The 12,625-nt window shown below is 71.1% G+C and carries 11 protein-coding genes and 1 pseudogene; 6 read left to right on the top strand and 6 right to left on the bottom strand.

Features of this window, described 5'->3' with window-relative positions:
• The first annotated feature begins 255 nt into the window (after positions 1–255).
• Both ACF08B_RS36220 and ACF08B_RS36215 read left to right on the top strand, forming a co-directional pair.
• A complete protein-coding gene (locus ACF08B_RS36220; RefSeq protein WP_392321286.1) occupies positions 256–453 on the top strand; it encodes a hypothetical protein in 198 nt (65 codons plus the stop codon).
• A gap of 578 nt (positions 454–1,031) precedes the next feature.
• The gene (locus ACF08B_RS36215) at positions 1,032–1,646 is read left to right on the top strand and encodes an HAD family hydrolase (RefSeq protein WP_392321285.1); all 615 of its coding nucleotides are present in this window, start codon (positions 1,032–1,034) and stop codon (positions 1,644–1,646) included.
• Positions 1,647–1,720: 74 nt separating this feature from the next.
• Here the strand turns inward: ACF08B_RS36215 and ACF08B_RS36210 are convergent.
• Positions 1,721–1,813 (bottom strand): annotated as a pseudogene (locus ACF08B_RS36210) (AAA family ATPase); the annotation flags it as partial.
• A gap of 6 nt (positions 1,814–1,819) precedes the next feature.
• Between ACF08B_RS36210 and ACF08B_RS36205 the strand changes: the two are divergent.
• Entirely contained in the window at positions 1,820–1,960 is a 141-nt protein-coding gene (locus ACF08B_RS36205) for a hypothetical protein (protein WP_392321360.1), read from the top strand.
• An 80-nt stretch (positions 1,961–2,040) separates the two neighbouring features.
• On the opposite strand, the gene ACF08B_RS36200 is transcribed toward ACF08B_RS36205, so the two are convergent.
• From ACF08B_RS36200 to ACF08B_RS36185, 4 genes are all read right to left on the bottom strand, one after another.
• A complete protein-coding gene (locus ACF08B_RS36200; protein WP_392321284.1) occupies positions 2,041–2,553 on the bottom strand; it encodes a trypco2 family protein in 513 nt (170 codons plus the stop codon).
• Complete coding sequence (locus ACF08B_RS36195; protein ID WP_392321283.1) at positions 2,550–5,276, bottom strand: CHAT domain-containing protein; 2,727 nt, start codon at positions 5,274–5,276, stop codon at positions 2,550–2,552. Before ACF08B_RS36195 ends, ACF08B_RS36200 begins: the two co-directional genes overlap by 4 nt.
• 437 nt (positions 5,277–5,713) lie before the next feature.
• Positions 5,714–6,151, bottom strand: a complete 438-nt coding sequence (locus ACF08B_RS36190; protein WP_392321282.1) for a hypothetical protein — start codon at positions 6,149–6,151, stop codon at positions 5,714–5,716.
• Positions 6,152–6,684: 533 nt separating this feature from the next.
• Entirely contained in the window at positions 6,685–7,716 is a 1,032-nt protein-coding gene (locus ACF08B_RS36185; protein WP_392321281.1) for a medium chain dehydrogenase/reductase family protein, read from the bottom strand.
• A 154-nt stretch (positions 7,717–7,870) separates the two neighbouring features.
• Between ACF08B_RS36185 and ACF08B_RS36180 the strand changes: the two genes are divergently transcribed.
• Complete coding sequence (locus ACF08B_RS36180) at positions 7,871–8,527, top strand: TetR/AcrR family transcriptional regulator (protein WP_392321280.1); 657 nt, start codon at positions 7,871–7,873, stop codon at positions 8,525–8,527.
• Positions 8,528–8,946: 419 nt separating this feature from the next.
• Here the strand turns inward: ACF08B_RS36180 and ACF08B_RS36175 are convergent, their stop codons facing one another.
• Positions 8,947–9,414 carry a hypothetical protein gene (locus ACF08B_RS36175; protein ID WP_392321279.1) on the bottom strand — a complete coding sequence of 156 codons (468 nt, stop codon included), beginning with the start codon at positions 9,412–9,414 and terminating at the stop codon, positions 8,947–8,949.
• 687 nt (positions 9,415–10,101) lie between these two features.
• On the opposite strand from ACF08B_RS36175, the gene ACF08B_RS36170 reads away from it, so the two are divergent.
• Positions 10,102–10,827, top strand: coding sequence for a peptidylprolyl isomerase (locus tag ACF08B_RS36170; RefSeq protein ID WP_392321278.1), 726 nt, complete (start codon positions 10,102–10,104; stop codon positions 10,825–10,827).
• A 117-nt stretch (positions 10,828–10,944) separates the two neighbouring features.
• Positions 10,945–12,111 carry a hypothetical protein gene (locus tag ACF08B_RS36165; protein WP_392321277.1) on the top strand — a complete coding sequence of 389 codons (1,167 nt, stop codon included), beginning with the start codon at positions 10,945–10,947 and terminating at the stop codon, positions 12,109–12,111.
• Positions 12,112–12,625: the final 514 nt, after the last annotated feature.

Below are 12,625 nucleotides of genomic sequence, written 5' to 3'. Positions count from 1 at the left end.
CCTCGTACACCGTGGTCCGCGAGACCTCCGCCCTCTTGGCCAGCTGAGTCTTGGTCAGCCGAGCGACGGCCCGGCTGACCTCCAGCTGGCGCCGCAGCTGCGATAGAGCGTCCTGGGCCGCCTCTTGCTCGCCTTGCACCATTCCTCCCGACGTGAGTGTCCGCCGGTGTTCATCATCGTTCGGCGCGGACCCCGGCGTACGCCAAATCCGGGACAACGGGACAGCAACCACCCGCCTTCTCGAAGGGATTTACCGTGACCGTCGCCGTCGTTCTCCTTGCCGTAGCACTCGTGGTCGTCGTCGCGCTGCTGGCTGCCGCGGGCGCGTGCAAGCTCGCCCGCCTCGATGGCGCCACCTACCCCGCCGCGCTCACCCGCGCGGCCGTAACCTTCGCTGCCGTCATCACCCTTGCCACCGCCGTGGCCGGCGCCCTTGCAACCCTGCTGGCTTGAGCGACTCCCGGTGAGCAGGACCGATCGTCCCGGGGCGGCTGCCGCGCCCGGTCGGCATGCGAACAGATGCCAGCAGCAGTGCGGTTCCAGAAGCGCCCGATCCGCTGCGAGAGCGTCAGGGCTCGGGCGCAGTGCCCAAAGAGGTGTTGCGGAAGGTCTGGTGAGGACGGCTCTGAGTGATGCTGCAACTCGCTGCCTCACCGTGCCATGGCGAGGTTGCACATGATGGCGACTGCCTGAACGGCCTGACGGAGGCCGTCGCCCGGGGTGGCGGCAGTCGCGGAGCATCTTCCAGTTCTTCATCCGGGCGAGGGTGTGCCTGGCTTCGTTCACTTCTTGCGACAGCGTTTGTTGACGAGTTCTGACGTCGTCGCCCGGCCGAGGACTCCGCGGATCGTCATGAGTTGTGAAGGCACCTGCTGAGGCAGCCGAGTCGTGTCGCGGCTCGCAACAGGGCTGCCACAAGCTTCCAAGATCGCTTGACCTTTCCCCAGCAGGAAGGACAACAGTGTCTCCATAGATCACATGAGCGGGCGGTGTGCGCTCGCCAGCCGGCCGGACGAAGAGGGGGAGCTCGAGTGACGGCGACCTGCGTCATTCTTGATATCGGTGGCGTGCTGGAGATCACGCCGGAAACAGGATCGGTGCAGCGGTGGGAAGAGCGGCTGGTGCTGCCGCCGGGCACTGTGCACGAGCGGATGCGCGACGTGTGGCAGGCCGGGAGTGTCGGGAGCATCAGCGAACGCGAGGTTCACGAGCAGGTGGCAGCACGCCTGGAGCTCGATGCGTCCCAGGTGGAAGCCTTCATGGCGGATCTTTGGGCGGAATACCTGGGGACGCCTAACGAGGAACTCATCGCTTATGTGCGAGGGCTGCGGGGAAGCTGCAGGCTGGGCATCCTGAGCAACAGCTTCGTCGGTGCCCGGGAGCGGGAGACGGCGCTGTACCGTTTCGACGAACTGGTCGAAAAGATCGTGTACTCGCACGAGATCGGCATCGAGAAGCCGGACCCACGTGCTTTCGAGGCCGCATGCGCCGGCCTGGAGGTGCGGCCGGAGAGCTGCCTCTTCATCGACGATCTCGCCGTAAACGTTGAGGCGGCCCGGGCGGCGGGCATGCAGGCGCATCTGTTCGAAGACAACGCCAGGACGATCACGTGGATCGCAGCTCATCTGGACGCTGGCCCCCGGTAGCAGGGCCTGTCCCGCTCGGATGACGTCGGCCTGGCCGGCCCTCAGCGGTTGCCGGCCAGGCGGTGAAGCGGTGGTCAGCCCGCTTCTGCGTGTTCGGCTCGGGCTCGGGTGCTGGCCGGACGGTAGGAGTCGGTGCCGGTCTCGATGATGGTGCCGTTGAAAGCGAGCCCTTCTTGATCCACTCACAGCTGGCCAGCGTGTTCACGGTGGCCGGTGGTTTTGATCGCGCGTGGGCAGTCGCGATTGACCTCTGCCTCGATGTCGTCGGCGACGTCCTGGAGACGGGTCGCCTGACGCCGGATGACGCCGGATGACGCCGAGCAGGCCGTCCATCGCCGGGACTTTCGCGCGGCCGTCACCCGGCGCTGTCGACGGGCGCGAGGGCAACCGGGGTTCAGTCCGCCGGGGGAGCGACCGTGACGAGCAGGGTGTGTGTCACCTCCTCGTGCAGGGCGCCGTCCAGGCCGAGGGACACGGACCCGTCCGCCGTGATCGCGAACTCCAGCCGCACCGAGCCCTCCTGGAGGTGGAAGGGATCGTCCCCGGTCCGCGCCGACGCCGTCACGCGGCGGATCATCGCGATCGCGTCGACCAGGACGGCGTCCACCGTGCTGTCCCGCAGCTCGTGCTGTTGCGCCAGATCGGGAGGTACGAGGGTCATCTCGATGACATGGGTGTCCCGGCGGGACACCGTGCGCCCGATCCTGAGTTTCATGCCGATGAACGGGAGCCGGAAGTTCAGGGAACCGCCGGCCGTCGCAGTGGCGAGGGCGTGCAGGGTGAGCCGCACCGAGGTGACACGCAGATCCCGCCCGGCCGCCGTTGCCGACATGTTCGACTCCGTGACCGCCCGCTTGACGGCGGTCACCAGGTCCTCGACGGGCACGCCGTCGTCGGTCACGTTCACGCTTCCTCGCATCGGACGGTGGTGGGGACGCCTCGGGTGGGACTGAAGACGGCAGGGGCAGCGGCGGGGACGGTGGCGGAGACCATCGCGGCGGGATCGCCGTAGACCGTGTACGCCAGCCAGGTGGGGTCGGTCTCGTCGTGCCCGGCGTGGGAGCGGGCCCGGTGCACCGCCGTGCCCAGCGGCTCACCCGCCGAGAGGGAGGCGTAGAAGGCTTCCGCGAACCGCTGGGCGCTGTCGCTGCGCACCGCCCACAGCGTGCCCACGAAGGCGCCGGCGCCCGCGCCCATGAACTGCTGCGCCCAGCCGAGCATCCGGGTGTACTGCGGGACGGCTCCGGCTGCCCGGCAGGCGTTGATGAAGATGAGCGGGCGGCCGCCCTGCAGGGAGCGGCAGGCGACGGCGCTGTTCAGGAGAGCGGGGACGAAGGGGCCGTCCGCGAGAAGGATCGACGAACCGCCGCCCGGTTCGAAGGTGTTGTGGCAGGCGAAGTGGAGAGGGCCCGTCGTGCCCGCGTCGATGACGGTGAGGACGCCGTCCAGCGTGTCGACGACGGTTCCGGTGCCGAGGATCCGGCGGATCGACTCGATCTCGCTGTCGCCGTTGACCGGAGCCCGCGCGGAGACGATGTAGTGCGGCTCACCGATCGGCAGCGCGGACGAGCGGGGCTGGCCCAGGCTGTTGCGCAGGACCGGGAACTGTTGGACCAGGAACCCCTCGTCACGGCCCGGCGCGACAGGGTAGAGAAGCTCCCACGGGAGGACGTCGTGCTCGGACGCGACGCTGAACGCCGTGATGTGGTCGCGTAATTGCCAGTACTGCTCCTTGATCGGGTCCGGCACCATCTCCGTCCACAGTCCCACCCCCGTCTCCTTCATCCAGCGTCGGGCGTGGGCGCCGGAGTACTCCCCGCGGCCCGCCGCCAGTCTCTGCAGCATGGCGTACGCGCGCTCCGCGGCCGCTTCCGGGGCGGCGGTGAGGGCCTGCGCGAGGACGGCGCCGTAGATGCACCGGTCGGAGAGGAGACGGAACGTGTACTGGTCGCCGACCCGGTCCACGAGCAGCGTGACCTCACCGGGGTGGGCGCGCATCTCGCCCAGGTCGGCGGCGCTGGGCGGCTCCACCGCGTAGGGGCCGTCGCGCTCCACCGACACCTCCAGGCCGATCTCGGTGAGGAACGTCCCCCCGGCCCAGGCGCTGACCCGGACGCGGTGCAGGCCCGGTTCCCGGGTCAGGAACGCGAACCGCACCGGCGCGGGGGCACCGAAGGGCGGCACCAGCAGGGTGTGCTCCAGTGGGCCCTGGGGGTCCAGTCCGGCGGGCGCCCGCACGATGAGTGTCAACGGGGAGCCGTCGCGCGCCGGCCGGAACCCGGCCAGCGGGGCCGAGACCCCGCCATCGTCGTGATCCGCCCCGAACGGCACCCGCACGACCAGGCTGACGGGTTCGGACAGCCCCGCGTGGGAGGGCATCTGGGCCGACAGGTGGTGCGTGGCCGTCGCGGGATCGGTGTCGGGTTCTCGTACGGTCCCGGCCGGGGTCTCCTCGAAATCGGCGTCCGCGGGCGAGGCGTCGGCCACCGCGCCGTCCCGCGAGGCGCTGACCGGACCGCCGCGAGTCGTCACCGTGTCCGGAGTGCCGCCAAGGGCGTGCTGCGCGAGAGCACCGCCCCAGCGGCGCCGATCGTCCGCGGCGTCAGCGCGCGTCCACAGTCGCACGGCCTCGGCCGTCCTGCCGCTCCGCGCGAGACGACCCGCCAGCACCCGCGTCGCCGTCACGTCGTCGGTGGCGGCCATCTCCCGCAACTGCCACTCCACACCGGCGTCCGGGGCCCCGGACGCCGTAGCCGGCCGGGCGGCCAGGCGCGCGGCGGGGGAGGAGAGGACGCCGTCGTCGAACGCGTCCGCCGCCGCCCACCAGCGGACGGCCTCCTCCTGGACACCGAGACGGGCGAGGACGGCCGCGACCCGGCGGATGTGATTCACGGCCCTGTTCCGAGCGGGCCCGTCCAGCTCCCGTCGGGACACCTGCGCACGCGTGTTCTCGGGGGCGCGCCGCACCAGCGTCGCCACGGCCTCGACGTCATGGCGGTCGGCCAGCCGCCGCAGCCACGCCTCGGCCTCGTCCGCGCGCCCGGCGCGGTCGAGGACGGCGACGAGGTCCCACTCCCATTGCTTACCGGCTGCGACGCCCCGGGTCAGCCAGACGACCGCTTCGTCGAGCCGCTCGGCGTCGTCGCCCGCGCGCAGCCGTCCGACGAGGTCCTGCAGGGCATGGAGATCACCGGCTGCGGCCATGTGCCGGAGCCGGTCCTCCGCCTCGGCCGGCCGTCCGGCGCTGTCGAGGGCCGCGACGAGTTCCCGCTCCAGGTTGGCACCCGCGTGCACGGCGAGCGTCAGCCAGTGGACGGCTTCGGCGAGCCGTTGGCCGCCGCTGTTGCGCACGAGGCGTTTCGCCAGGTTGCCCATGGCGGTCACGTCACCGCTCTCGGCCTGCCGGCGCAGCTGCCGTTCCAGTCTCCTGGCGCCCACGTGGTCCGCGAGTTGGTGCAGCGCGGTCTCGTCTCCGGCCGCGATCGCCTTCTCCCACCAGGCGACGGCCTCGTCATGACGTCCGTCCTCGGCCAGCGCGGTGGCCAGCACCCGCATGGCGAAGGCGTCGCCCGCCGCGGCCAGCCGCCAGCGCCAGTCCTGTCCCTCTTGACCGGCCTTGCCGACCGACACCCACCCTCACCCCGCGCCGCATCGTCCCAACGGTTGACGGGACATCACAGTAGGGCGGCCCGGGGCGAAGCGCCGCCGATTCCCCCGGAAGGGCTTCGATCACCGGCGCATTGCGGTATCCGAGGGGACGGGTCGGGAAGGCGCGGCGGCCACGCAACCACGCGAACCGGCCACACGTCGACCATGCGGCTGCTGAAGGTGAACGGGTGGGTGGCAGCCCGCTTCTGCTCGCTGCCGCTGAGCCTGGCCCCACTGCGGCGGTCGTGGACTCGCAGTCCATGAAGGCGGAGCCACCGTCACCCACGCCTCAAGGGGATACGACGCGGGCGCCAGGTGACACCGGCCGGACTGTGCTTGCGTTCGCGCTGCCCCTGAAGTGGAGGCGCCCCATGGCCGCGGCTCCCGCCAGTGTCGGGAGGCCGCCGTGGTGAAGGCGGCTAAAACCCGGGCCCCGGGTCGCCGCCGCTCTTGAGACATTCGTTCGCGGCATCGAGCCAGTCACCTGCCGGGTCGATGGCCTCCTCGCGCTCGATGCCTGAGTCCACCTTCCCGTCAGCCGGACGGGCTTCGTCGGCGATGTCGCGGGCCCGCTGGCACGGATCTGCTGACGGGCCGGACAGCTCGGCGACAGCGCCGCCGACGCCGAACGCCAGTGCGGCGGCTGCCGCCCCGGCCATCATCAGGCCCGCGCTCCGGTCTTGCAGGAGACGCGGCAAGTGGCGCTGCCAGCGGAAGTATGGGATGCGGTTCCGGCTGTTCACGGTGCTCCCTTGCGGGTGGCAGGTGACGAAGGCGTGGAGACGGCCGAAACTGCCTGCCGGATCCACGCTGCCAGCGTTGCACGGATAGTGACGACTTTTCACGTCGTTGTTCACGGCCTTCGGTGACGGCGTCGCCTGCGGTCCAACACGCGCCCCGAGACGGTGAGGTGAGGCCGGCACGGACGGCTCACCGCGAGGCGTCGCCCGAGGAAGCGGGTTCGGGCGCGAAGTGGCTCCTCGCGGCGCCGCAACTCGACCCCTACATCAGCCGTGCGGCCGTCCAGCACGGTCACGGCCACGGCCTCGCCGGTGCGGCGCCCCGAGGCGACCTGCCGAGCCGGTCGGACCGTCGTCGGACGGTACATCGTCCGGGACGGCGGCTGACGGCCGCCGCCCGGCAGCTCGGCCAGGCAAGTCGCCCTCGTGGGTCCCGCCGGGCGCTGCTTCGACGGGTCGTCGCCGGACATCGGGTTCCCCTCGTCGTAGCTGGAGCCGGCCGACCACCCGGGACTGGTCGTGCTGAGTCGTGGAGCGTCGTGCGTCTGGGTACGCCGCCCTTGTGGCGGGGCGAGGCGCGGTGCTGCGGCGGTCCGCGATGCGGGTGTGACGGTCGAACCCGGCTCCGTGGGGTGTTCCCCCTTCGCGGCTCACGGCTCGAGGACGACCTTTCCGGCAACGGTGCCGGACTCGGCGAGCCGCAGGGCTTCGGCGACGCGGGTGAGCGGGAGTTGCGCGGCTATCTGGGCGGTGACCTCTCCGCGTCGGAGGGCGTCGAAGACCTCGGTGAGGTCCGCGCGGAGTTGTGCGCGGAACCGGTTCTTGGACAGAGCCCGGCCGGCCCAGACGTTGAAGAAGTAGGCGCTGCGGCGATTGGGCAGCGCGTTCCACAGCCACACCCGCAGGAGCAGCTTGAGGACGGGCCACTGCTTGGACCCCTCGTCGTCACGGGTGGAGGCGCTGCCGTAGGAGACGAGTGTGCCGCCGGGGGCGAGGAGGCTCCAGGAGTCGACGATGCCCCGGCCGCCCACGTGGTCGAAGACGGCGTCCACGCCGCCGGGGGCGAGTGCCCGGATCCGTGCGGCGACGTCGTCGCAGCGGTAGTCGACGGGGAGAACACCCCGTTCGCGCAGCGCGTCGTGGTGGCGTGCGGACGCCGTGCCGATCACGCGCGCTCCGGCCGCCCGGGCGAGCTGGACCAGGACCGAGCCGACGCCACCGTTGGCGCCGTGCACCACGACGGTGTGCCCTGCGCGGACGCGGGCCTTGCGGTGCAGCATCTGCCAGGCGGTGATGCCGTTGACGACGAGGGTCTCCGCCTCCGCGGCACCGATCCCGAAGGGCACCGGCACCGCGTCCGCCGCGTCCACGAGCACGTGGCTGGCCCAGCCGCCGACCTTGACCAGTGCGGCGACCCGGGTGCCGGCCAGGCCCGGATCGACTCCCTCGCCGGTCGCCAGCACCGTGCCGACGAGGTCGTACCCGGGCACGAAGGGGAAGGGCGGCTGGTCGTAGTAGCGGCCGCGCCGCATCTGCTGTTCGGCGAAGGAGACGCCGGTGGCCTCCACCCGGACGACGACCTGGCCCGGGCCCGCGGCGGGTACCGCTCCGTGCCGGATCTCCAGTCCCTCGGGCTCGACCTTGCCCGGCAGTACGACCTCGACGAGTCCTTCGGTGTTCATGGTGACCTCCGCACGTTCGTTCCCGGATCAGTTACTTGTCTTCGCGTTCGTTAGAAGTTGTAACGCACTTGCGGGCGGAGAGTCAATAGCTTCAGTGATAGCCTCTAACTAAGCTTGCGGGTGCTGCCGCAACGGAGTGGAAGGTGGCTGGGCAGTGGCGGAACACGACACGAAGACCCCCCGCGAGCGCTACCGGGCCCAGGTGCGTGCGGAGATCAAAGAACGCGCGTGGGAGCAGATCGCCACCGCGGGCGCGTCCGCGCTCTCCCTCAATGCGATCGCCAAGCAGATGGGCATGAGCGGACCTGCGCTGTACCGGTACTTCGCAGGCCGCGACGAGCTGATCACCGAGCTGGTCAGGGACGCCTATCTGAGCCTCGCCGGCACCTTCCGCGCGGCCGCGGAGGCCGGCCCCGACGTGCGCGCGCTGTCACACGCCCTGCGCGGGTGGGCACTGGAGGACCCGCAGCGCTACTTCCTCATCTACGGCACGCCGGTCCCCGGCTACCACGCCCCGGACGACCTCACCGCGATCGCGTCCGAGATCATGACGACCCTCCTGGACGCCTGTGCCGCACTGCCGTCGGACGGCCCGGCGACGCCGCTCCACGCGCACCTCGAGGAGCACCGGGACTGGGCGGACGGACATCCCGCCACGCCCGCGGTCCTGCACCGGGCCCTGGCCTTCTGGACCCGGCTGCACGGAGCGCTGTCCCTGGAACTCGCCGGGCACTTCGCGGGGATGGGCTTCGACCCCGAGAGGTTCTTCGCCGCCGAGGTGGACGCCCTGGCCGGCTCGCCGACGGGCTGAGCGCCCGGCCCTCCCGACCGCGGAACCCGGCGCGTTCGTGCATGGCCGAACCGCCGAAGTACCCTCCATCAGGCCCAGGTTCCCGTTGGCCCTCACCACCCTCCGCGCCTCGCTCTGCGGACGTCGCCTGCCGGTAACGCGCAAGGTGGGACCCCGCCGCGGCCTCTGACAAGGCAATGACGGAGGTCGTTGCAGCGGCCGGGAGGAGGCAAGCCATGACCAGCAGGTGGGAGCACGCTGCTGGAGGGCTCCCCTGCTACCCCCGCCCAGGTCACCGAGAAGACTTGGGCATGCCGCCTGCCGTGCTGATCAGCACTGGTGTGGATGCCCCGCGCGGGCAGTGCCCCCTGTCGAAAGACCCGTGAAGTTGCGCAGCACGGCGACCGGGATCGGCAGGCTTGTCGCACAGCTGCAGGGCGTCAGTTGTCCAGGCGGGCGCAGAGGGTGGTCACCTTGTCCTGTGCCGCCACTGCCCCGGGGCCCTTCACGGTGAGGGTCTGCAGGCGGCTGGTGACGTCCTGGAAGGCCTTGTCCAGGGCGTCGTAACGGCGGTCGAGCTGAGCCGCGGACTGGGCAAGCGCGGCAGCACCACCGACCCGGGCGAAGTAGGCCCTGGAGGTCTTGTCGTTGGTGTAGATCTTGCTCAACGCCGGCACTCGACTCCAGGCCTGGCACGCGCCCGCCGCATCCGCCGCCGCGTTGTCCGGGCCGGTTCCGGACGCCGCGTTGTCCGAACCGGCCCACAGGAGCCAGCCGATGCCGATGCCCGCACCGGCGGCGACGACCGCGGCCACGCACAGCGCGATCCACCGGGAGGGAGCACGACGTTCGGCGGCAGACGGCGGCAGGGTGGGGGGAGGAGGCGGTATCGGAGCGGAGGCAGTCATCGAAAGGGCTTCCTTCGGTAGACAGGGAGGCAACACCGACACGGTAACCGGCAGCAAGTGAACCACTTTTGTGGCTGACCGTGCTGCCGGAACCTGCCAGTACGAGGGGACTTCAAGAAGCCGACTGCCGTGCGGTTCAGCGGCGCGCGGCCGGCTCACATACCGTGCGCAGCCCGACGGGATCGGCGTAGGGCATCAGCGAGCGCTCGTCGACGAAGGGAACGAGGACTGGCCACGTGCACTCGGCGACGGGGGACAGGTCGCCTGTGTGGCGTCACGGACGCGGCCGCCCCGGCCAGCAGGTCAGCTGGACAGACGGCCGGGGCTGAAGCCGTGGCCGACGCCTGCGACGTCGACGCCCGGTCGCCCCGCCCGCGAGGCTTGCCCGACCCTTCCGGCGTGCGGTCGCGTGCCAATGAGGCAGGTCGAGATGAAGCCAGGACGATCCGTGACGGTCGGCGGCTGCCAGTGCCCTGTCGGGGGCAGGCCTGCACTCCCTGAAAGACCGATTCCTCGGCGTCCCTCGCTCTCGAGGGGACCTTGGGCAGCCCGGCTCCGAACGAAGTGGCCTGCCGCGGGCCGAAGCCTGGGAGGCGGATGTGGCTGGCGGGCGGCTTCTCGCCCGCCAGGCCGCCCCCTACACTGCGACCGCTCCGAGACCTGGCGATCTTCTGGAGGGTGTGCAGGATGAACCGAGCTCTCATGACCGCATTGGCGGCGACAGCGTTGGTCGTGAGCGGGGGCAGCACCACCGCCTCCGCTTCCGATGCCCCGCCGCGCACCACGCACGGTCCTTGCCAGTACACCCAGACCCCGGACGAGCCGGCGGCGCGGCCGGTTCCCCTGCCGCCCGATCCGCGACGCACCCCCAGCCACGGCACGGTCGATGTGGCTGTCCGGACCGGCCAGGGCCCGCTCCCGCTACGTCTGGACCGGGCGAAGGCGCCGTGCACGGCCCAGAGCTTCGTGCACCTGGCGCGGCACCGGTTCTACGACCGTACGGTGTGCCATCGGCTGACGGCGTATCCGACGCTGAAGGTCCTGCAGTGTGGCGACCCGACCAGCACCGGCGAAGGTGGGCCGGGGTACAAGTACAAGGACGAATTGCCGGTCGACCTGCCGCCGGCACCGAGCGATCCGACCGGAGTCCGTCGCCTATACGGGCGCGGCCTGCTGGCCATGGCCAACGCCGGCCCGGACACGAACGGTTCGCAGTTCTTCGTCGTCTACGGCGACTCCGCGCTGCGACCGAACTACACGGTGTTCGGCACGGTCGGTACCGCCGGCCTGAAGACGCTCGACAAGATCGCCGCCGGCGGCATCGAACCGACTGCGCAGGACCCGGCGCCCGTCGACGGCACACCCGCGCTGCGGACCGAGCTGCTCACCGTCCGGCCGACCTGCCGACCCTGACGCATTGTGGCGCGGCCAGCGCAGTCCACCTACGCGACTGGCCGCGCCGTCGTCCCGCTGCCGACAGTCGCGAAGGATCTTGCAGTCATTGTCAGTGGCGGCTGCTTCGATGACGCCATGAGCACTGTGCGCGAGACCGCCGCCCTCCTGCCCGACCCCGCCCGGCTCCGGGCCCATCTGCGTGCACTGGCCGCCCTGGACATGGCGATCGGCGACGATCCGCGGTTCTGCCAGTACACCTTCGATGCCGACTGGAGCCCCGGTGTCGAGGCCGCTCTGATGGAGAACGGCTCTGGAGACGACTTCGCCGTCCTGTTCACTCCGGCCGGTGTGCTCATACGCGGCTTCGACCACGAGTCGCAGATGAGTCCGTACGGCACGCACGACGAGCAGGTCTGGCCCGGTGTCATCGACGACGTGCCCGCGGCGCTGCGCCCGCTTTTGGACGAGCCCGCCTTCCACGACGAGGGGATCGACGCCCCTCGGGTCACCGTTTGCCTGTGGCAGGCGACCGGCGACACCGTCTGGCGCACCGGCTCGGCCATCGACTTTCCGGCGGGCAGTGAGGACCCGGACGGTTCCGGCTTCCTCTTCCACCTCCTCACGGACCGCTCGCCCGAGGCCGTCCAGGCGTGGTTCGAGGACTACTACGAACGCCCCGTCCCCCTCGACGCAGTCCGCCACGTCCTCGCCGGACACGCCCTCACCCCCGCGATCGCCAGGGCCCTCAACCCGGCCGCCCTCTCGGACAGCGCACTGCTCCGAAGGATCGCCGCGCACCCCGAGGTCGCCTCCTACCTCTCCTGCGGCGGCGAGTTCGATCTTGCCCGCACCGACCCGATCGAAACGATCGCCCTGCCCAACGCTCTCCCGGCGGAGCCCGTCGCCGGCTGCAACGCGGGCGGCACTCACTACCTCTGCGGACCGGCCGTCCCCGACGGCCCCCGCCCCGTTCTCTACACCGACTCCGAGGGCCGGGCGTCCCTCATCGCCGAGTCTCTCGCCGAGGCCCTGACCCTCGCCATCGTCCTGCCGTCCTGGCACGACGCCCTGGCCGGCTTCCGGCCCCCGGCCCTCAACTCCGACTACCTCCACGACCACCCGGACCACCCCGCCGTCCGCGACCGCCTCCTCGCCGCACTGCGACTTCCCCCGGCCACCGACCAGGAAGTCCTGGACCGCCTGCTCAGTACCGCCGCCCGCACCGTCCGCGACGGATTCCTCCCTCACGTTCCCGACGACGAGGATGCCGCCTTCGAGCCGATGCTCGAACCGTCCGCCTAGAACGGGGTCCTCCGGCTCCCTCGATGGCCTGCCCGCTCGGCAGCTGCTCGATGGTGTGTGTTGACCGGCGGATGCCATCGCCCCGCCTTCACGCCCAGGCCCGACGGCAAGCCGGGGAAGAAGCCATCCTGATGATCGGTGAACTTCCGCCAGTGGGCGAGCCGTTCACGGCCGGCGTGCGGAGCCTGGTCGCGGGCGCGTTCGGCGCACGCGTACTGCTGGTAGCTGCCGACGGGAGTGGGGCGGGCTGCCGGCTGGCTGTGGTGTTCCGGTAGGCGGCGGCAATGTCGGTGGTGGGGATGGTGGCTGACAGGAGACCGGTGTCGAGGTGGTCGCAGCCGACGAAGACTGTGGCCGATTCGTCGCGGGTGATGGCGCCCATGACGATCAGCGATCCGGTGACGGAGTCCGGCCGGACCGTCTCGTGCAAGTGAGCGCGGACTTCGTCCCGTGAAGCGAGGGGGCCGTCGTCGACCCGGTTGGGGCGGACGCAGCTGGGCGCAAACAGCTCGGA

Source organism: Streptomyces sp. NPDC015139, assembly GCF_043079785.1.
Classification (GTDB): Bacteria; Actinomycetota; Actinomycetes; order Streptomycetales; family Streptomycetaceae; genus Streptomyces; species Streptomyces albidocamelliae.
Note: the sequence above shows the minus strand (reverse complement) of the source record. Positions and strands in the feature narration are given on the sequence as shown.